The organism is Ruminococcus sp. YE71, assembly GCF_900119155.1.
GTDB lineage: Bacteria > Bacillota > Clostridia > Oscillospirales > Ruminococcaceae > YE71.
In genome coordinates, this window is record NZ_FPIR01000005.1 from 149,824 (window position 1) to 170,663 (window position 20,840).

18 protein-coding genes and 5 tRNA genes are annotated in these 20,840 nt (G+C 53.0%); 17 read left to right on the forward strand and 6 right to left on the reverse strand.

All coding sequences use genetic code 11. The features are described from left to right. The first annotated feature begins 2 nt into the window (after positions 1 to 2). The 6 genes from BT142_RS06500 to BT142_RS06525 all read left to right on the forward strand — a co-directional run bounded on the left by BT142_RS06500 (position 3) and on the right by BT142_RS06525 (position 2,548). Positions 3 to 75 (forward strand) — tRNA-Val (locus BT142_RS06500). A 3-nt stretch (positions 76 to 78) separates the two neighbouring features. Then, positions 79 to 152 (forward strand) — tRNA-Asp (locus BT142_RS06505). A gap of 54 nt (positions 153 to 206) precedes the next feature. Continuing rightward, positions 207 to 279: transfer RNA gene (locus BT142_RS06510), tRNA-Phe, on the forward strand. A gap of 31 nt (positions 280 to 310) precedes the next feature. Further along, positions 311 to 383: transfer RNA gene (locus tag BT142_RS06515), tRNA-Gly, on the forward strand. Positions 384 to 392: 9 nt separating this feature from the next. Further along, positions 393 to 463 (forward strand) — tRNA-Cys (locus BT142_RS06520). A 210-nt stretch (positions 464 to 673) separates the two neighbouring features. Further along, entirely contained in the window at positions 674 to 2,548 is a 1,875-nt protein-coding gene (locus BT142_RS06525; RefSeq protein WP_072417401.1) for a diguanylate cyclase, read from the forward strand. Positions 2,549 to 3,076: 528 nt separating this feature from the next. On the opposite strand, the gene BT142_RS06530 is transcribed toward BT142_RS06525, so the two are convergent. From BT142_RS06530 to BT142_RS06545, 4 genes are all read right to left on the reverse strand, one after another. Continuing rightward, positions 3,077 to 5,371 carry a putative bifunctional diguanylate cyclase/phosphodiesterase gene (locus BT142_RS06530; protein WP_072417402.1) on the reverse strand — a complete coding sequence of 765 codons (2,295 nt, stop codon included), beginning with the start codon at positions 5,369 to 5,371 and terminating at the stop codon, positions 3,077 to 3,079. Positions 5,372 to 5,529: 158 nt separating this feature from the next. Then, positions 5,530 to 6,054: a nitroreductase gene (locus BT142_RS06535; protein ID WP_072417403.1), complete on the reverse strand. Its 525-nt coding sequence runs from the start codon at positions 6,052 to 6,054 to the stop codon at positions 5,530 to 5,532. A gap of 18 nt (positions 6,055 to 6,072) precedes the next feature. Continuing rightward, the gene (locus BT142_RS06540) at positions 6,073 to 6,561 is read right to left on the reverse strand and encodes a pyridoxamine 5'-phosphate oxidase family protein (RefSeq protein ID WP_072417404.1); all 489 of its coding nucleotides are present in this window, start codon (positions 6,559 to 6,561) and stop codon (positions 6,073 to 6,075) included. 87 nt (positions 6,562 to 6,648) lie between these two features. Next, positions 6,649 to 7,941 (reverse strand): adenylosuccinate synthase, encoded by a 1,293-nt coding sequence (locus BT142_RS06545; protein ID WP_072417405.1) that lies wholly within the window; start codon positions 7,939 to 7,941, stop codon positions 6,649 to 6,651. A gap of 279 nt (positions 7,942 to 8,220) precedes the next feature. Here BT142_RS06545 and BT142_RS06550 point away from each other — a divergent pair, with 279 nt between their 5' ends. Genes BT142_RS06550 through BT142_RS06560 form a run of 3 tightly spaced genes read left to right on the forward strand, consistent with a single transcriptional unit; the run spans position 8,221 to position 10,085 of the window. Further along, entirely contained in the window at positions 8,221 to 8,589 is a 369-nt protein-coding gene (locus BT142_RS06550) for a GntR family transcriptional regulator (protein ID WP_072417406.1), read from the forward strand. Positions 8,590 to 8,604: 15 nt separating this feature from the next. After that, entirely contained in the window at positions 8,605 to 9,447 is an 843-nt protein-coding gene (locus tag BT142_RS06555) for an ABC transporter ATP-binding protein (protein WP_072417407.1), read from the forward strand. A gap of 2 nt (positions 9,448 to 9,449) precedes the next feature. Then, positions 9,450 to 10,085 carry an ABC-2 transporter permease gene (locus tag BT142_RS06560; RefSeq protein WP_175444898.1) on the forward strand — a complete coding sequence of 212 codons (636 nt, stop codon included), beginning with the start codon at positions 9,450 to 9,452 and terminating at the stop codon, positions 10,083 to 10,085. Between the two features lie 67 nt (positions 10,086 to 10,152). Here the strand turns inward: BT142_RS06560 and BT142_RS06565 are convergent, their stop codons facing one another. After that, positions 10,153 to 11,307, reverse strand: a complete 1,155-nt coding sequence (locus BT142_RS06565) for a hypothetical protein (protein ID WP_072417409.1) — start codon at positions 11,305 to 11,307, stop codon at positions 10,153 to 10,155. Positions 11,308 to 11,416: 109 nt separating this feature from the next. After that, on the reverse strand, positions 11,417 to 12,373 hold the full coding sequence (locus BT142_RS06570) for a SpoIID/LytB domain-containing protein (protein ID WP_072417410.1): 957 nt from the start codon (positions 12,371 to 12,373) through the stop codon (positions 11,417 to 11,419). Between the two features lie 162 nt (positions 12,374 to 12,535). On the opposite strand from BT142_RS06570, the gene BT142_RS06575 reads away from it, so the two are divergent. From BT142_RS06575 to BT142_RS06610, 8 genes are all read left to right on the forward strand, one after another. Further along, entirely contained in the window at positions 12,536 to 13,882 is a 1,347-nt protein-coding gene (locus tag BT142_RS06575) for a citrate/2-methylcitrate synthase (protein ID WP_084659359.1), read from the forward strand. 449 nt (positions 13,883 to 14,331) lie between these two features. Further along, a complete protein-coding gene (locus BT142_RS06580; protein WP_072417411.1) occupies positions 14,332 to 14,733 on the forward strand; it encodes a Fur family transcriptional regulator in 402 nt (133 codons plus the stop codon). A gap of 13 nt (positions 14,734 to 14,746) precedes the next feature. After that, positions 14,747 to 15,748, forward strand: coding sequence for a metal ABC transporter substrate-binding protein (locus BT142_RS06585; protein ID WP_072417412.1), 1,002 nt, complete (start codon positions 14,747 to 14,749; stop codon positions 15,746 to 15,748). Continuing rightward, positions 15,748 to 16,470 carry a metal ABC transporter ATP-binding protein gene (locus BT142_RS06590; RefSeq protein WP_072417413.1) on the forward strand — a complete coding sequence of 241 codons (723 nt, stop codon included), beginning with the start codon at positions 15,748 to 15,750 and terminating at the stop codon, positions 16,468 to 16,470. The genes BT142_RS06585 and BT142_RS06590 overlap by 1 nt, the downstream gene beginning before the upstream one ends. A 4-nt stretch (positions 16,471 to 16,474) precedes the next feature. Next, a complete protein-coding gene (locus tag BT142_RS06595; protein ID WP_072417483.1) occupies positions 16,475 to 17,377 on the forward strand; it encodes a metal ABC transporter permease in 903 nt (300 codons plus the stop codon). Between the two features lie 5 nt (positions 17,378 to 17,382). Further along, positions 17,383 to 17,970 (forward strand): hypothetical protein, encoded by a 588-nt coding sequence (locus tag BT142_RS06600; protein WP_084659360.1) that lies wholly within the window; start codon positions 17,383 to 17,385, stop codon positions 17,968 to 17,970. A 119-nt stretch (positions 17,971 to 18,089) separates the two neighbouring features. After that, the gene (locus tag BT142_RS06605; protein ID WP_072417414.1) at positions 18,090 to 18,965 is read left to right on the forward strand and encodes a hypothetical protein; all 876 of its coding nucleotides are present in this window, start codon (positions 18,090 to 18,092) and stop codon (positions 18,963 to 18,965) included. A gap of 154 nt (positions 18,966 to 19,119) precedes the next feature. Then, positions 19,120 to 20,571: a GGDEF domain-containing protein gene (locus tag BT142_RS06610; RefSeq protein WP_072417415.1), complete on the forward strand. Its 1,452-nt coding sequence runs from the start codon at positions 19,120 to 19,122 to the stop codon at positions 20,569 to 20,571. Positions 20,572 to 20,840 lie beyond the last annotated feature (269 nt).

Genomic DNA, 20,840 nt, shown 5'->3' on the forward strand with positions numbered 1-20,840 from the left:
ATGGAAGCTTAGCTCAGCTGGGAGAGCATCTGCCTTACAAGCAGAGGGTCATAGGTTCGAGCCCTATAGTTTCCATACGGCCGGGTAGTTCAGTTGGTTAGAACGCCAGCCTGTCACGCTGGAGGTCGTGGGTTCGAGCCCCATTCCGGTCGCTCACACATTGTGTGTATTTTGGTAACCTCTTTGCTTACTGCTTTCGAGGTAATGCCTCTGTAGCTCAGTAGGTAGAGCAGGGGACTGAAAATCCCCGTGTCGATGGTTCGATTCCGTCCGGAGGCACTTGGTCAGATAACTTTTGACTGCATAATTTGCGGATTTAGCTCATTTGGTAGAGCGCCACCTTGCCAAGGTGGAGGTAGCGAGTTCGAGCCTCGTAATCCGCTCTTAGATTCGGCGTCATAGCCAAGTGGTAAGGCGTGGGACTGCAACTCCCTGATCCCCAGTTCAAATCTGGGTGACGCCTCTGAGGAGATGTGAAGAAATTCACGTCTCCTTTTTATTTTGTCTGAAAACGCATATCATAGATGTAATAAGAATGACAGAAATTTCAGATTTTTTTCGGTTTTTCGGGATTTTTCACGTTTTAGGAAAATGCCGTCTTGAAATCGTTCTGATAATGTGCTATAATTAATACGAAAATGTTAATTTGCACCAATGAGGAAAGGGTGATGAAATGAAGGACGGCAAAAAAGTCATATCGATATGCACTTCGAGAATTTTTGACGCTCAGCAGCATATCTTCCTGAAACTTCTCAGCCGAAAACTGTCGGCTGAGAGCGCCCTCGTGATGATATTCTGCACAAATACCGACCTCTACTGGGAGGAGGAAAAGTATTTCCCCGAAGCCGCCGTTTTCGAGTTCGTACCCTTCGACATCACCGACGTTCTCATCATTATGGACGAGAAGATCAAGTCGAAAAACGTTTCCGAGGAGCTCATCTCGAAGGCGCGGGAAAACGACACCCCCGTGATAGTCGTTGACGGCGAGTACGAAAATACCTGCCGCATCCGCTTCGACTACGAAAAAGGGTTCGAGAATATCGTGCGGCATATGATCGTCGATCACGGCGTGAAAAATCCGCTCTTTATGGCGGGCTTCCGCGGAAATGTGTTCTCCGAACAGCGCATCGCGGTCTTTAAAAAGGTCATCGCCGAGAACGGTATACCCTTCAGCGAAGATATGATATGCTACGGCGATTTCTGGGCTGCGCCTGCCCGCGCCGCCATGCAGGATGCCCTCGACCGCGGCATCCGTCCCGACGCCGTTATCTGCGCCAACGACATCATGGCGATAAACATCTGCGACGTGCTGATAAAAAACGGCTTCCGCGTTCCCGAGGATGTCCGCGTTTCGGGATTCGACGGCATCGACGAGGCGAGCTTCTGCTCCCCAAGGATATCCACCGCCAGCTGCGGCAGCGACCTGCTCGCTGACACCGTCTACAACTGCGTCAGCAACTGCCTAAAAGGCATCATTCATGACGAGGTGCCAGTTCTGCCGCAGCTCATGCCCAACGAATCCTGCGGCTGCTGTACGTCCATAGAACAGCCCCTCTCGATACTCAGCCGCTTCAACAACAGCTTCTACCGCTATCAGGACGATATACGCATCATGTACGAGATAACCACTGCTGTCCAGATGAGCAGCGATCCGCAGAAGGCGGCCGACTGCCTTACTCACACAATGATGGCGGACACCCACTGCTTCACCTACAGCTCGTGTCTCGAGATCGAGCGCGACTATTTCTCGTCGCCCATCATGACCAGCGAGAAGAGCAAGTTCCGCGCCTTCTATGACCCCGACAGCCCGTTCCCCTCACCCGACTTCGGCGAGGACGAGCTGGGCAGCAGGCTCGCCGCTCTCGTGCGCCCGGGCTACCCCATGATAGTCAACGCCCTCGATTACCTCGGCAAGCCCATGGGCTTTATCTGCCACAGATTCGCAAACTACGACATCGTCAACTACGCCAAGACCGCCAGCATCACCAACACCGTTTCGATGGGTCTCGGCGGTTTCATCATCAGCCGCTACCAGCGGTATCTGCTGGACAAGGTCGAGGAGATGTATAGCACCGACTCGCTGACAGGGCTTTTCAACCGCAGCGGTTTCAATGCCGAGTTTGAAAAGCTGCTCGAAGACGAGTCCTTCGGCCATCGACCCGTCACCGTGCTGATGGCCGACCTTGACGGTCTGAAATTCATCAACGACACCTACGGACACGAGGCTGGCGACAACGCCATCAAACGCGCTGCCGACGCCCTGAAAAACAGCTGCCCCGAGGGTTCGCTGTGCGTGAGGTTCGGCGGCGATGAGATGTTCGCGGTCATTATAGGCGCCTGCGACCCCGAAAGCATCATAGGTTCGATCGAACGCGCCCTCGACGAAGCGAACGCCCGTCAGCCCTGCGAATGCAAAACTTCCCTCAGCTGCGGTGCTTTCACCACCACCCTCGGCAAGCGCTTCGACCTCAGCAGCGCACTCAAAAAAGCCGACGAACGAATGTACCGCAACAAACGCAGCCGTAAGATGAAATTCACAAACATTTAGAATGAGGCTCGACGGCGGTTTTTTCTTGGGGGAAACCCTTTTGAAAAAGGGTTATCCCCCAAACCCCTTTCCTAAAACTTTTGATACTTTTTGGCTTTTGGGTGGTTCTTCTGTAGATAGAATCGGTTTGAAAGACAGTGATTCTGGTTTTCATTGTTCTGACCTTTGCCAAAAAGACGTTCAATGGCGGTCAACACATTATTTGCGGAATTTGTCAGATGGTCTCTCGTGAAATGACGATAGCCTACCGTATCCTCCACAACAAACTAAAGTCTTTGAGGGTGTACCTTTCTTTTGCCGTGTGAGGCTACTGCCGCACGACCTGTTCAAGAACGCGCTGAGGGTCACGCCTCAGCAATTACAACAGTTCCTTATCCTCCATATGATGACCTCACTTTGAAACGTTTCATAATATCTGTAAACATTTCATGAACGGTCTTTCAAAGCAAAAACGGCAGGGAGAACATCTCTCCCTGCCGTTTTGATACGTCTATTCGGATCTTGTGCCGCCGAGCAGGTGCATCCCCATCAGCCGTCCGTGCCGAAAGCAAAGCCTTCAAATTCGCTGACGGGCATGGGTTTGGCGAAGTAGTAGCCCTGGAAGAGCTTGCAGCCCATTTCGGCGAGCTTTTCGTACTGAGTGCCTGTCTCCACGCCTTCCGTGAGCGAGTCGATGCCAAGGTCGTCGGAGAGCTGTATGATATGCTTGACGATGGTCGCGGCGCGGCCGCCGTCGTTTGTGTACGAGAGGAACCTCATGTCTATCTTCAGCACGTCAACGGGCATATCCTTCAGCAGGCTCAGCGACGAGTAGCCGCTTCCGAAGTCATCCATCTCGACGACGAAACCCGCTTCCCTGAGTCGGGCGAGGATGTTCATTTTCTCGACCGCGTCGGACATGAACACCGTTTCGGTAATCTCCACGCGGAGCACCTCGGGACGGATGCCGTACTCGCGAACGAGTCCCGTTATCTCTTCCACAACGTCGGTGAAGTAGAAGTCCTTCGGCGAAATGTTCACCGAGATGAACATATCATCATGACTTCCCTGCCACTGCGAGAGTATCTTGCAGGCGCATCTCCACATATGCCTGTCAACATCGAGAATCATGCCGTTTTTCTCGAACACGGGGATGAACTTGTAGGGCGGCAGGAAACCATGCTCGGGATGTATCCATCTCGCGAGGGCTTCCGCGCCCACTACCCTGCCCTGACTGTCGGCGATGGGCTGAAGGTAGGGCATGATCTGCATTGACTCGATGGCGCCGTGAAGGCTCGCGCTTATCTGCTGATCCCACATGACCATCTCGCGGAGCTTGCTGTCGTAGTAAGCGATGTGGGTCTTGTATTCGTCCCCCACCACCGAAAGGGCAAGGTGCGCCCTGTCGAACATCACCGAAACGTCCAGACTCGGTTCCGTGACCTCATAAACACCGAGGTTGACGAGGATATGGTGCTCCAGCACGCCGTCCGTGACCGAGAAAGCCGCCAGCGAGCTCTCGATAGCCGCAGAGTCGAACTCGTCCGCGGGCACGAACACGCCGAAGGTATCGCCCGCAAGCCTGCCGTAGACGCACCTGTAGGTCATGAAGCTGCGGATATGGTCGGCAAGCTGCTGCAAAGCCTTGTCGCCGAAGTCCGAACCGAAGATGTCGTTGACTATCTTGAAGTTCTTCACGTCAACGAATACTGCCAGATACTTTCTGCCGTCGCCAGCGTCTATCTTCTGACGCACCTTCTCAAAGAAGTGCTGCTTGGTGTACATACCTGTCAGGCTGTCGTGGGTGGAGTTGTACAGCTCACGCTTGATGCGCTGCTGTTCCTCGGTATTGTCCAGCACCGAAAGGAAAGAACCCGCCATGCGGTTCCTGTCGTCGCTGATAGAGCGCCTTTGCAGTAAGAAATATGAAGCGTCGTCACCGAAACCGATGACTATGCTCTGCACCCAGTCCTTCTCCTCACGGTCAAGGGAACCGAAAGTGCGTTCAAGGCTCTCGTTCACGCCGTCGAGCCTGTCCGCATCCACCTTTGCAAGCCTGAGACCCGGCTGATTCGCCCATATGCACTTACCCTCGGGGTCGAACACGAACAGCGCCTGCGACAGGTCTGAGGCGATGTCCGACAGCATCCTGTCCAGCAGTCTCAGCGGACGGTAGATTATCGAGAAGTAGAATGAGGATATGCCGATAAGACCGAAACCGATCATCGAACGGTCGATGGGAGTGCGTGAGAAGATATAGAAGGTCTCCCAGACTGCCACAACGATTATCGAGACGAGTATCACCATATACCGTTCGCGGTTTATCCTCGTGGTCTTGATGACGGCGAGTATGAATATCAGAATGACCGCAAATGCGACCAGATAGTCCACAACGCGGTGTATTATCTGCCCGACGCCCGGCACAAGCCTGTAGTAGGGTCTGCCCTGCACCTCGACCGATTCGACCGAGAATGCGTGCCCGAATATGGGGTTGAGACACAGCTGGACGGCGTCTGCAAGCAGCAGAAGGTACACCAATGTCGGTTTATGCTGCTTGCCGCTGCCAGAGTTTACGCCCCTGCAATAGGCATTTGTGAACAACACAAGGGCAAACATCACCAGATCCATCCCGATGAAGTAGCTGTAACAGCCGATCAGCGACCTCGCTCTGATGCTCGAACCGACGATTATCATGTTGCCGACCATAGGCGGTATGAGCGACAGGTCGAGCAGAGCCACATATTTTCGTATCTCCTTCCGCGAACGCATAGCCACCGAAGCGCACAGCAAAAGCAGCAGCACCAGCGCCAGCAGGATAGAAGTGTAAAATAATCTCTGATCCAAAAGCCTCACCTCACTTCCCACAAAGTGATTTATTAAAACATTCTGTATATATTATACCATAATTATTTCCATTTTGCAAGAGCTTATTAACATTTTCCCCAGTAAACGCCACTCAACGACAGAAAAAAGCCTCTGTCCGAAGGCAAAGGCTTTGAGGTTTATTCCACGAAAGTGACGTAGCTCTGTTTTCTGTCTGATGCAGGGGGCGGTGTGACGGCAGGATAACCGAGCGCAACGTGACCGATGCCCTCATATTCGCCGCTGATGCCGAGGGTGCGGAGAACGGTCTTGTACTCCTCAGTCTCGAACTCCTCTTTCGCGCGGTGTATCCAGCAGCTGCCGAGACCCAGCTCGTGAGCCGCCAGCATCAGCGTGCCCATCACCAGCGAGCCGTCATAAACTTCGGTGCGGATATCCTTGTCCGCCAGCACGATGAGCACCGCAGGCGCACCGTAGAACGGGTCGAAACTCTCGTCCTTGCCCATTATCTTTGCGTTCGCTGCGGAGAGTTTGTCTCTCAGCTCCCTGTTCGTCACCGCGATGATGATAGGCGACTGTCTGTTCATGCCTGTGGGGGCGTATGTTCCCGCCTCGCAGACCTGCTCGATAAGCTCCTTCGGGGGCATATCGGGCTTGAAAGCGCGGCAGCTTCTTCTGGTTTTGATAGCTTCGATAGTGTTCATGATTTTCCCTCCGTAAATTTATTCGGCACCGCCGCTTTCACTGTTGACCATAGCGGTGATACTCGTCACAGAAAGCCTCGCGACCGCAGTCGCCGCGACGATGCTCCTGTTGTAGTCGAAATCCCGTGTCTGTTCGTACCGAGCCATGAGGATGCCGTCGATAGCCGACTGTTTTTCCTCACCCTCAAGGAAGGTGATGTCCGCCGTGCCCATCACGCACTTGTAGTGCATGGTCACGTCCTTTTTGTCAGTGATGCATTCCATACGGAGCGGAATGTCCATCTCAAAGGAACACCTGCCGTTTTTGCGCATGAGGTCGTATTTTCTGCCTGCCTTTGCGCCGTGAACGTACAGGTCGATATGCGTTCCCGACACGGTGTAGGCGAAATTCAGCGGCACTATGTAGGGGTACTCGCCGTCGGCAAGTCCGATACGCAGAATATCGCACTGTTCTATGATGCCGACTATCGCATCATAGTCGGTGACTTCCCTGTCTTTGCGTCTCATATCCCACCTCCTTACAACAGTATAACACAGCGAAGTGCATTTGTCAAACAAAAAACGCTCCCCGTGCGGACACAGGGAGCGAAATAATTACTTCTTCAGCTCGAAGTTTCTGTAGATGATGTCCTCACGCTTAGGACCGTTGGATACCATCGTGATCGGGTAGCCGATCTTCTCCTCGATGAACTCGATGTACTTGCGGCAGTTCTCGGGCAGTTCCTCGTAGTTGCGGATGCCTCTGATGTCGCACTTCCAGCCGTCGAGAACTTCGAGAACGGGCTTGCAGCGCTCAAGTTCACGGGTGGTCGGGAAATCGGTGATGACCTTGCCGTCCAGCTCGTAGCCTACGCATACGGGGATCTTGTCGAGGTAGCCCAGCGCGTCAAGAACGGTGAAGGCAACATCGGTAGCGCCCTGCATACGGCAGCCGTACTTGGAAGCCACGCAGTCGAACCAGCCCATACGTCTCGGTCTGCCTGTGGTAGCGCCGTACTCGCCGCCGTCGCCGCCGCGTCTTCTGAGCTCATCAGCCTCGTCTCCGAAGATCTCGGAAACGAATGCGCCTGCGCCAACTGCCGACGAATAAGCCTTGCAGACAGTGATGATCTGCTTGATCTCATAAGGCGGGATGCCTGCGCCGATAGCGCCGTAAGCAGCCAGAGTCGAGGACGAAGTTACCATCGGGTAGATACCGTGGTCGGAGTCCTTGAGCGAACCCAGCTGACCCTCCAGCAGGACGGTCTTGCCCTCAGCCAGTGCCTTGTTCAGGAACAGCGAAACGTCCGCAACATACGGCTCGATCATCTTTCTGTAGCCAACAAGGGTATTGAACAGCTCTTCCTGATCGATCTCGGGCTTGTTGTAGAGGTACTTGAGCAGAACGTTCTTCTGAGTGCATACTCTCGCGATCTTCTCCTTTAAGTAGTCCTCATCGAACAGCTCCTGTACCTGGAAGCCGATCTTTGCATATTTATCCGAATAGAACGGTGCGATACCGCTCTTGGTAGAGCCAAAGCTCGCCTTGCCGAGACGCTCCTCCTCATACTGGTCGAACAGTACGTGGTAAGGCATCACGATCTGCGCTCTGTCGGAGATGAGCAGCTTCGGTGCGGGAACGCCCTTCTCGACCACCGAGTTGTACTCATTGAAGAGCTTTACGATGTCGAGAGCAACGCCGTTGCCGATGATGTTCACGGTGTTCTGAGAGAACACGCCCGACGGCAGAGTGTGAAGTGCGAACTTGCCGTAGTTATTTACGATAGTGTGACCTGCGTTAGCACCACCCTGGAAGCGTATAACGACATCGGAATCCTGAGCAAGCATATCGGTGATCTTGCCCTTGCCCTCGTCGCCCCAGTTTGCGCCTACGATCGCTCTAACCATTTTATATCTTCCTCCATTCAAATTACGGCATAATGCCGTTATCGGTTCAAACACCAATACTTTAATATGATAGCACATTTTCCCTTGATTGTCAATAGTTTAACACAAATAAATACACGGTCAAATGCGCTATGGGGCAAATAAAATGTAAACAATTTGTAAACTCGGCAGAGACCTCTTGACAAAACTGTTCTTACTGTGTATACTAAGCATATACAGTTGAAACGGAAACAACAGTCATGTGTACACAGCAATTTTTATCGAAAGGAGACAAAACGGATGCATATTTTTATAGACAACAAAAGCGGCGCACCCATATACGATCAGATATATACACAGATAAAAAATCTGATAATAAGCGGTGAGCTTGCCGAAAACGACAGTCTGCCGTCCATACGGGGGCTTGCAAAAGACCTCAGGATCAGCGTCGTCACAACAAAACGCGCCTACGATGAACTCGAACGGCAGGGTTTCATTTACACCCTGCCCGCAAAAGGCAGCTTCGTAGCGCCAAAGAACACAGAGCTTCTTCGCGAAGAGAACCTGAAAAAAATAGAGGATCACATCGCGGAGATAAAACAGCTCGCGGCTTCGTGCGGTCTCGGGATAAACGACATCATCATGATGCTGACTCTCGGGGACGAATAAAAGGAGGACAACAGAATGAATGCAATAGAGATAAACGGACTGACAAAAGTATACAAGGACTTCGAGCTGAAGCCTTTCGACCTCACACTTCCCTCGGGATGCATCATGGGTCTCATCGGCGAGAACGGCGCAGGCAAATCCACCACCATAAAGATGCTCCTCGGTCTTAAAAAGTGCGACAGCGGCACCATGACCATACTCGGCGAAAAGGTCGATGGTTCAGCGCAGATGCTCCGCGACAGGATAGGCGTGGTGCTCGACAACATCGGCTTCCCGCAGGAGCTGAACGCCGCACAGATCGACAAGATAATGCAGAGCACCTACACAAAGTGGGACAGCGAAAAGTACTTCTCGTACATCGACAGGTTCAGCCTGCCGAGGAACAAGAAGTTCAAGAATTACTCGAAGGGCATGAAGATGAGGCTCGGTATCGCCGCGGCGCTCTCGCACAACGCCGAACTGCTAATACTCGACGAACCCACCAGCGGTCTCGACCCGCTGGTGCGCGACGAGATAATCGACATCCTCAACGAATACACCCTCGATGAGGGTCACAGCGTGCTCATTTCCTCACACATCGTCAGCGACCTCGAAAAGATATGCGACTACATAGCTTTCCTGCACAAGGGCAGACTGATGCTCTGCGAGGAAAAGGACAGACTGCTGGAACAGTACGGATTCATCCAGCTCACTTCCGAACAGCTCAAAGACCTTGAGCCTTCGGCAATACTCGGAACAAAAGAACACAAATTCGCCATTGAAGCTATCGTGGATAAAAACAAGATACCGCAGAGCTTCGAGACACAGCCCGTCACCATCGAAGAGCTGTTCATATTCATGGCAAAGGAGGAGAAATGATCATGAAAGGTTTACTGGTTAAAGAAAGATATTCTCTGCTGAGCGGAGGAAAAATACTGTACTTGCTCGTCTTCGGACTGGCGTTCGGAATTCTGGGCATCGTCACAAGATCAACATTCTTTTTCGTATACATGGGCTTCATGCTCGCGATGCTGCCCTACTCTTCTCTTGCGGGAGACGAGTTGAGCGGCTGGGAAAGCTACTCGCTGACAATGCCCTGCACACGCGGTCAGTATGTCAGCTCAAAATACGTCATGACGCTGATAATGCTGGCAATCAGCACGGCGGCGACTTCGCTTCTGCTCGTCATCTACTGCCTGATATACCACGAATCCTTTGAGATATTCACGCATATGCTCCCCATCTGCATCGGCACTTCGCTGGCGATGCCCACACTGGGTCTGCCGCTGATGCTGTGGCTCGGTAACGAAAAGGGCAAGGTCGTACTCGTTTTAATCGGCTGTCTTGCAGGTGTCCTGATGTCATTCGTGGCAGGTCTTTCGAGAACTGCAACAAGCTCAGGCACCCCCGAGAACGGTATCAGGTTCATCACCACACTGATGCTTGTTGTTCCGCCCGTACTGTTCTTCATCTCGTGGTTCGCAGCGGTAAAGCTGTTTGAAAGACGCGAGTTCTGAGATAAAACAAAAACGCGATAAAAAAGCTCATTCCGCAGCAGGATGCACGGAATGAGCTTTTCTGTTATCAGTAGTTCAGTACGGGCTCGCCGTCGGTGACGAGAAAGCCGTAATAGCCCCAATCCGAAGGGTCGGTCGCGTAGTATTCGCCGCTCTTGTTGATGAAAACGAGCTGATTCGTGCGTTCATCATCGAAAGAAGTGTCGCGGCAGGCGCAGAGCTTGCTGCCGTCATACAGCATGAACATCTGCTGGATGCCTTCCGTCTGTAACTCGGAGGTATCTTCGACGCGGTGCATCGGAAGTTCGCGGAAGCATCCCATTCCCTTGTTCTCGAAAAGCAGGCGCACGGAAGGCTCGGACATATTCACAAAAACAGTGGGACGGTCGTAGCCGCCGCAGTATGCGGGAAGCTCGGCCTCGCCGTATGCGAGTATCTCATCTGCCCACTCCTCGGCTTCGGCTACCTTACCCGAGACAGCGCTCCCGAGACCTAAGTTGCGATGGTCTGTTTCGGCGTACCACAGGTCGCCGTCGGCGAGTTTCAGCTCGATGAAGTCGGAATACTTTATGTCAGCGCCGTCTTTGTGTTTCGGGTCGCTGTAGATCGAAAGCTCGGCACGCTTCTCGCTGAAATCGAATCTGTACTGAAGGTCGAGGCCCTTGGCCTGCGACTTCTTTTCGTGCTTCAGCTTGACCGAGTACATCTGACCGTAATCCATGTGATAGATGAACGTCACCCTCATGCGGCTGAGGTCGGCAAACACCGACGAAGTCTCGACCCCCGTCCCCATTATGTCGCCGATGGCGGCTGTATCGTAGGTGACGGAAGCGTCGGCCTGTCTGACGTACTTTTTCGCCTGCGACTTCTCAACGCCCAGCAGGATGCTGTCCTTCATGATGAAGAGCACCAGCACGGCTATGGCTGGCAGGACGATGGTGAACAGCGGCTTTGCGATTATCTCCTTCGGCGAGAACTTCTTCCCTTTCTCCGCATTATTGCCGAGCCTTGACATCCACACCATGAACAGGGTGTAGACCGCGAGCATCGCTATCGAGATGAACACCATCCCCACAACGCCGCCTGCCGTAAGGCGGCTGTTCAGCAGTCCGCCCTCCGACAGCATGAATGCCGAGAATGCCCAGCCGACGACCATCAGCGCCAGCACCGCGGCCGCCGCCGCTATCTTTATGATATGTACGATCAGTTTTTTCTTATCCATATATATTTCTCACTTTCCTGTCAGGTTATAAACATTATACAACACCTTTCGGGAAAAATCAAGCAGGAAAAGAAAAAAGTGACATTCGGCTGTGAGACTGTGATACTTGTCACTCCGCGGCTTCGAGCTTTGTGCCTGTGAAATAGTGGGTGAGTATCTGCTCGGCGGTGCTCCCCTGCTTTGCCATCTCGTTCGCTCCGTACTGGCTCATACCCACAAGATGACCGCACCCCATGACCGAAAAGGTGAACTTCCCGTCCGAAAAGCCGACCGAAAAGTGCTGGCTCGCGAGCCCGAGCTTTTCGCAGAAAGTCTCGCTGTCCGTCTCGGTGCCGCATACCGATACTTTCAGCACCGTGCCGCCCGACGTGGTAAGGGTCGGGCGTATCCATCCCGAAGGCTCGCCCTCCGCCTTGATGCCGAAGCTGTCCGAAAGCACCGCCGACAGCTTCTCCGCGGTATAGCTGACCTCGCTTTTGCAGACCCGAAGCTCCGCGTCCGACTCGCTCCCCACCGAAACAAGGTAGGGTATCCCCTCGCCCCACATATCCGCCGCGCTCTCCGTCCGCCCGTAGGAGATGCCGTGAAAGGCGGGGGCTATCGGCTCGCCGTCGTAGGTGAGGATATACTTCTCGGCGTAGGAAGCCGCCGCCGAGACACGCTTTAACGCCTGCTCGTAGCCGCTCCCGTAAAGCTCCTTCGCCTGCTCTTCGGTGAAGTAAGCGTGGTACTTCGTCCTGTCGTCGCTGAGGAGCGCCCCGTGAAGAGCTTCGGTGGGCAACTGCTCCTCGGAGAGCCTGCGCCGCCTAATGTAGGTCGAGGCGAGTACAGCCTGCGCCCTGAGGGCTTCGTCGCCGAAATCGGCAGGCATCTGAGCGAACACCGCCCCCACGATGTAGTCGTGAAGGCTCACCGTGACCTTTTCATCCCTCTCGGTGAAGTAGATGCCCACCGTCACGCTCTCCGACTTCGCGGGAAGGGCTGTCCGCCTGTCCGCGTAGCTGACAAGTGGGATGAGGATGAGCACCACCAGCACAGCACACATTATTCTGATATAATCCTTCATTTTTTCTACCTCCACATCAAAAATACATCATTTTTGTCCATAAAAATCAGACCGGTTATAATAATTCAGCAATTTAGCTTGACAAAGGGTTGAAAATGTTGTAAAATAATATAGTATATTACATTCCCGCGATGTACCGCGGAGAAAGCGAGATGATATTTTATGGCAAATGAGACCGCAAAGGATATGCTTTACAGGCAGTTCATAGCAAACAACGCTATCGACCCGAAGCTGTATGACAAGTATGTCGTTAAGAGAGGTCTGCGAAACTCCGACGGAACGGGCGTTACCGCAGGTCTTACCAATATATGCAACGTTCACGGCTACGTTATCAATGAGGGTGAGAAATCGCCTATCCCCGGCAAACTCGTGTTCAGAGGATACAATATCAATGACCTTGTGTCCAACGCAGTCAAAGAGGACAGATTCGCTTACGAGGAGATCGTTTACCTTCTGCTGATGGGCAGTCTGCCGAATCACGATGAGCTTGCGACCTTCCGCGAGCTTCTCGATGAGAACCGCGAGCTTCCCGAGAACTTCTTCGAGGATATGATACTCAAGGCTCCCTCACGCAACATCATGAACAAGATGGGACGCGCTCTGCTGTCGCTCTACTCCTACGACCCCGACCCCGAGAACCGCGGTCCCGAGTTCGAGATGGCTACCGCTATCTCCATAATCTCCAAGATGCCGAACATCATGGTATCGGCTTATCAGGTAAAGAAGCGCTACTTCGACAACGAGAGCATGATAATGCACCCGCTGATAAAGGGTCAGTCCACCGCCGAGATGATACTCTCCGCACTGAGAAACGACAGACAGTTCACCGACGCGGAGGCTAAACTGCTCGACATCATGCTGATGCTCCACGCCGAACACGGCGGCGGAAACTGCTCGACATTCACCTGCCGCGTGCTGACCTCTTCGGGTACCGACCCCTATTCGGCTTACTCGGGCGCTATCGGCGCACTCAAAGGTCCGAAGCACGGCGGTGCAAACATCAAGGTCGGCGAGATGTTCGAGTGCATCAAGGAAAACGTGCAGAACTGGGACGACGAGGGCGAAGTCGCTGACTTCCTGAGAAAGATACTCAACAAGGAAGCCTTCGACAGGACGGGACTCATTTACGGTATGGGGCACGCTGTTTACACCCTGTCCGACCCGAGAGCCGTTATACTGAAAGAAAACGCTCACAAGCTCGCTTCGGGCACGGAATTCGAGCGCGAGTTCAAGCTGCTCGAAACTGTCGAGAGACTTACTCCCGAGCTGTTCGCCGAGAAGAAGGGCGACGTAAAGGCTATGTGCGCGAATGTGGATATGTATTCGGGACTCGTTTACCGTATGCTGGGCATCCCAGGTGACCTGTTCACTCCGCTGTTCGCAGTGTCGAGAATGGCAGGCTGGTGCGCTCACCGCTTCGAGGAGATGGTGACGGGCAAGAGGATAATCCGCCCCGCTTACAAGTCGGTAATGAAGGAGAAGGAGTACATTCCGATAAACGAACGCTGATCTCTCTGTATACAGTATACCACACCGAAAAAGCGTATAATGACGAATTAAGCCGTGAGGACACACCGATGTCCTTGCGGCTTTTCTGTGTCCGAATTTGAGAGAAGCTCTCAGATGTGAAATAATTGTGAAAAATTGAGAGTAACTATTGACTTCGGGGACAGGGTGTGCTATAATACCAACTTGGGAATTACTTTCAAATTTGGATTCAAGGCAATACCGCACGACCATTGTGCGTCAGATGCGCCGCACCAGCGAAGCTGGTGCCACAGATTTTTCGTCAGATTGTCTAAATTCGACGCAGGCTTGCTGACGCAAGTCAAGGAGAATTTGGGCAATATGACGGAATAATATGTGTATCAAGCTTATGCTTGATACGGCATATGACGTGCAAAGGCGCGAGCCGGTGGTTGTGCGGTGTTGCCTCAATTCTATAAGGAGTGAGGTACTTGGCTTACAAGACCGTACAGCGTGAGGAGCTGGTGAGATTCCTCACGGAGCACAGCAGCGAAGCATTCACCGTATCGGAGATAGCCGAGCGCATGAAAGCCGATGAATCGGTCGTAAAGGCACCCGGAGAAAGCACCGTGTACAGGCTCATTAAAGAGCTGGTGGAATCGGGGACGGTAAAGCGCATCGTCAGGGGCAACAGCAGACAGTTCGTGTATCAGATAACCGCGGGCGAGGACTGCGCTCACCATCTGCACCTGAAATGCACCGTCTGCGGCAAGCTCTGCCACATGAACGACGAGGAATCGAAGGAGATAATGTCACGCATCCTCGATAACGACGCTTTCGCTGTGGACAGCAGCACCGTACTGCTCGGAAAGTGCGAGAAGTGCCGCAATTAAAGGAGAGACCAGTATGTTAAAGAAAATAGTTTCGGCAGCTGCGGCTGCGGTAATGGCAGTAACGGCAGCAGGCTGCGGCAACAAGGATAGCTCGCCCGTTCTCAACGACCCGAACAAGATAAACATCGTATGCACGACTTTCCCTGCTTACGACTGGGTGATGCAGGTGGCTGGCGGTCATGCAGGCGAGTTCAACGTTACTTACCTGCTGGGAAGCGGCGCCGACCTGCACAGCTTCCAGCCCTCGGCGGCGGATATGGCTGCAATCTCGGGCTGCGACCTGTTCGTATGCGTGGGCGGCGAGAGCGAGAAATGGGTGGATGACGCCCTTAAAGAGCCCGAGAACAAGAATATGAAGGTCATCTCGATGATGGATGTCATCGGCGACAACAAGTTCGTCGAGGAAGAAAAAGAGGGTATGCAGGCAGAAGAGGAAGAAGAAGAGGAAGGCGGAGAAGAGGAAGTCGAGTACGATGAACACGTATGGATGTCGCTCACAAATGCCGACCTTATCTGCGCCGCTATCGCCGACGACCTAGCTGCCATCGACGCCGACCACAAAGCCGATTATGAGGCAAACTACGACACCTACTCGAAGAGCCTCGGCGAGCTGAGCACCAGATTCCGCGACCTGTTCGACGGCATTTCGGACGAGAAGGCAAAGACTATGGTAGTCGCAGACCGCTTCCCGCTCCGTTACTTCGTTGAGGACTACGGCATTGATTATTTCGCGGCATTTGTCGGCTGCTCGGCTGAGACGGAAGCCAGCTTCGAGACCATCACTTTCCTCGCGGGAAAGATAGACGAGCTGGGTCAGGATCACGTTTTCGTCATCGAGGGCAGCGACCACAAGATTGCAAACGCCGTGATCGAGGCTACCGCGAATAAGAATGCCGAGATCATCGAGATAAATTCAGTGCAGTCGGTAACCAGCGAACAGGCTAAGAACGGCGGCACCACCTACCTTACATTAATGGAAAAGAACTACGAGGCTATCAAGGGAGCATTGACTTAATGAGTGAACAGATGATATGCCGCGACGTCACACTGGGATATGAGGGGATCGCAGTCGCCGAAGGGCTCAGCTTTACGGTGAGCGAGGGCGACTACCTCTGCATCCTCGGTGAGAACGGCTCGGGAAAAAGCACACTGATAAAAGCTCTGCTGGGACTTAAAGACGTCATGAGCGGAGAGATAAAATGGGTCAACGGCGCTTCGTCGAGGGAGATAGGGTATCTTCCTCAGCAGACCCCCGTCCAGAGGGATTTCCCCGCTTCGGTGAGGGAGATAGTGCAGTCGGGATGCCTTGCGAAGTGCGGGCTCAGACCTTTCTACAACAAAGCCGAAAAGGCACGGTGCGACAAGATGCTGGACAGACTCGGCATCACCGAGCTGGCAGACAGATGCTACAGGGAGCTTTCGGGCGGTCAGCAGCAGAGGGTGCTGCTGGCACGCGCCCTCTGTGCCACCGAGAAGATGCTGCTTCTGGACGAACCCGTGACGGGTCTCGACCCGAAGGCACAGCTCGAACTCTACGAGCGCATCGCGAAGCTCAACGCAAAGGGCATCACGGTAATAATGGTATCCCACGACGTTCATATGTCGGTGAGGTACGCGACACATATCCTGCATATCGGCAGCCACAAGCAGCTGTTTTTCGGCACGAAGGAAGAATACGCCGAAAGCAGGCTCGGGCAGTCATTCATTCTATCGGAAGGCGGTGAGAACGTTGGGTGAACTGATGAACACTCTTCAATTTTATTTCAGCCACAGCTTTGTTCAGAGGGCTTTCATCGTGGGTATGCTTATCGCGCTCTGCTCTTCCCTGCTGGGAGTGACCCTCGTCCTCAAGCGCTTCTCCTTCATCGGCGACGGACTTTCGCACGTAGCGTTCGGAGCGATGTCGGCGGCGACGGTGGCTTCGACCGTGCTCAAAGCCGCTTCACACGGCGATAACGACCTGCCGATGTGGCTCGCGAAACTGCTGGACGAAACGAACGACATGATAGTCATCCTGCCCATCACCTTAGCCGCGGCGATAATGCTTCTGAAAACAGGTCAGAACACGAAGATCAAGGGCGATGCGGCAGTCGCTATGATATCGGTGGGGTCGCTGGCGGTAGGTTATATGCTGGTGAATATGTTTTCAAGCTCGGCGAACATCTCGGGCGACGTCTGCGGAACGCTCTTCGGTTCACAGTCGATACTCACCCTTACGAATACAGAAGTCGTGATCTGCATCGCGATGACAGTGCTTGTCATCGGGGTGTTTGTGTTGTTTTATAACAAACTGTTCGCGGTGACCTTCGACGAGAGTTTTGCAAAGGCAACGGGCGTGAAAGCCGACGGCTACAACCTGCTCATCGCGGTCATCACCGCCCTCATCATCGTGCTGGCGATGAATCTGGTGGGCTCGCTGCTCATTTCGGCGCTGATTGTTTTCCCCGCACTGTCCGCGATGAGGCTTTTCAAGAGCTTTCTGTCGGTAATTATCTGTTCGGCGGTCATTTCGGTGATCTGCGCAGGCGTCGGGATGATACTTTCGATACTCTTCTCCACCCCCGTCGGCTCGACTATAGTGACTGCGGACATCGTCGTGTTCTTTATTTTCCGCATAATCTCGGCGATACTGAAAAGGGAGTGATACGTATGAACATGAAGATAACAGCGGCATCCCTCGCGGCGGCGGTAATGCTCACGGGCTGCGGAGATACCTCAAAGGTCGATAAGCTGATCGAACAGCAGGAGAGCAGTTCGCAGGAAACGGCTGCCACCGAAACAGAAAGCGCGGACACCACCGAAAGCGGCGAGACTGTCAGCAGTATCTACGATGATACTTCGTCGGTACTGTCCTACGCCGAGATGTACGACATCCACGCCGAAAACGACGGCTTTGACGTTGACCTGACGATACTCGACGCTTCGATGACCTACGCTCAGGTGTTCGATATGGTGTACAATCCGTCCCTGTATCAGGACAAGAAGGTACGCGCTAAAGGACAGTTCGCACACGCCGAGGACAACGGCAAGGACTACTTCGCCGTGATGATAAAGGACGCTACGGCCTGCTGCGCTCAGGGTCTTGAATTCGAGCTTGAGGGAGACTGCAAATTCCCCGACGACTACCCCGAGATCGACTCGGAAATAATCGTCTGGGGCGACTTTGCTTCCTACGAGGAAGGCGGATACACCTACATCACCCTCAAGAACGCAAAACTGCTCCCAGCCGAAGACTGACAGCTGCTCCTCACAAGGCACTTTTCACAAAAAACACATAAAATCGAATTTACTGTTGACAAAAAGACAAATAAATGCTATAATTAAATGTGTAAATTTTGTGATAAGGAGAATATCCAATGAGAGATTACGGTTCATTTCTGAACAATATGGCGCCCGAACAGCCAAAGCCCGAGCCTCAGCCCGAATTAGAGAGCTACGAAGAGGCAGCAGCTGAACAGGCTGCTCAGGAAGAATACTACGACGAGGGTCCGCAGTCGGATATACCGATGGAGTCCATCTCACTCGATCAGGGGTACTCGGACTTCGGTTCGGCTCAGCCGATGGGGATGAACAGCGGCGAACAGTCGAACATCCCGATGGAGAGCGCGTCTCCGCCCCCCGCTGCGCCTAAGCGCTACAGTGCCGAGGACTACGAGCGTGCAACAAACTACGACTACGCGACACGCGGCGTGAATAACGACTATCAGACCATCCGCAACAGACGAAAGACCTTCGCATCCAACAGCGGCGAGAACATGGGGCTCGGCATCGTCGGTGCGATAATCGGCGCGGCTATCGGAACAGCGATATGGTACGGCATCGGTCTTACGGGCTACATCTCCAGCTGGGGAGCGCTTGCAATCGTTGTCTCCTGCTTCTTCGGCTACAAGCTGCTGGCAGGCGGTTTCGGTTCGGGCGGTGCGCTCGTTGTGGGTATCGCCATAATCGTGTCGGTGTTCGTAGGCATCAGGCTGCTCTACGGACACATGATAATCGAAACGCAGGAAGATTTCAAGAACGACAAGGAACTATTGCAGCAATACGACATGGAACCTGAGGACGTATACGTCCCTACCATCATCGAAGCATCATTCACACACTTCAATGACATAATAGACACCTTCCCAAATCCCGATCAGATAAGAAGAGTCTACGATAAGGATATGGGAACAAGCTACCTGTTCACGGGTGTAGCTGCAATAATATTCTTCGTAAGAAGAACAAGACACTGAGCTTTCGCAAGCTGTCCGATTTTTCGGATAGCTTGCTTTTTTTGCGCGTATTTTTTATCGGAACAACTTTTTTTACAAAAAGTATTGCATTTTATTTAAAAATATGTTATAATAGCCATAGTTGTGAGATCATACCGAATGAGGTGAAAATGATATGAAGCTGTCGCTGGGCAGAAAGATAGTTATACTCGTGATATCGGTGGCGGTGCTGCTTATCATCACCTGCATAATCGTGAGCGGTGTAGTAGTCCGCAGACTTATGTACAAGGAGTATATCATCACGGCCGATTCGATGGCAGGTACCGTCGCCGCTATGGTGGACGGCGACAAAATGGAAAAGATCACCGAGAAGGTCATGGCTGCCTACAACGCTTCGGAGCTGAGGATCAGCAACGAGGATACCGACGACCCGAACTTTGAAAAATATCAGGATCAGTTCCTCTACCTCATGGGCGACAAGGATTACATCGAGATCAGGGACACCCTGCGGACGATACAGGACATCAGTGAGGTCGATTGCGTTTATACCCTCTACGTCCTGCCAGATGAGAAAGAGGCGGTCTACATCGTGGACGCCGCCCATCAGGATATCGTCACACCCGGCTGCTTCGACCACGTCGAGAAATCCTGCTACAAGTATCTCAACGACCTTGAACAGGGCTTTCCCGCATTCATCACCGACACGAAAGAGTACGGATGGGTCGCGACTTCATGTATGCCTATCCACAACAGCGAGGGCGATGTCGTCTGTTTTGCAGCAGTAGACCTGAGCATGAACGACATCCTCGGCAAGGTGCAGAACTTCCTGTATATGCTGTCGCTGATACTCATTCTGCTGACCATCTTAATCTGCATCATCGCGATACTTTACGTGAAGAAGAAGATAGTCAAGCCCATCAACCTGCTCTCCGAAGCCGCAGGTCAGTACGGTCAGAAACAGGTGAACAAACAGCACCACGAGTTCGGCGACCTGAAAATACACACGGGCGACGAGATAGAAGTGCTGCTGAATTCGATGATAAAAATGGAGAAGGACATCGACAGGTATATCGACAACCTCTCGCAGACGAGGGCTCAGCTGTCCAGCGCGAGACAGCAGGCCGACGATATGCATGAGCTCGCACACATGGACGCTCTGACGGGCATCCGAAACAAGCTCGCATACGACAAGGAGATAGCGCGTGTGGACGAGGAGCTGAAAAACGGCGCCGCCGACCTCGGTATCGCGATGATAGACCTGAACTTCCTGAAAAATACCAACGACACCTACGGTCACGAATGCGGAAACGAGGCGATAAAACAGCTCAGCCGCATTATCTGCGAGACGTTCGTGCATTCCCCCGTGTTCCGCATCGGCGGCGATGAGTTCGCCGTGATACTGCGAAACAATGATTATGAGAACATTGACGCTCTCGCCGAGGAATTCAACAGCAGGCTCAACGAAGCCGAGAACGCCCCCGACAACGAACCCTGGGAAAAGATCTCCGCAGCTTTCGGCTACGCCCTCTACGACAAGGACTCCGACCTCTGCACCCACGACGTCTTCAAACGAGCCGACCGCAATATGTACGACCGTAAAAAAGAAATGAAAGCTCTCAGAAAGTAACAAAAAAGCACTTTGTCACGTTTAGACAAAGTGCTTTTTTACTGGGGGAAACCTTTCTGAAGAAAGGTTCTCCCCTTGCCGTGCGAAGCTAAGGCGGACGTGCGAAGCTAAGGCGGACGTGCGAAGCTAAGGCGGACGTGCGTAGCTAAGGCGGCCCCCATTCCAAAGACTTTTAATATATTGGCAGTTAGTTGTGCAGGGGACGTTTGACTCTCTCCGCTTAGATAGACGTGTTCTGTATGGCGTGTGCTTGCTCCCACCGCAAGTAG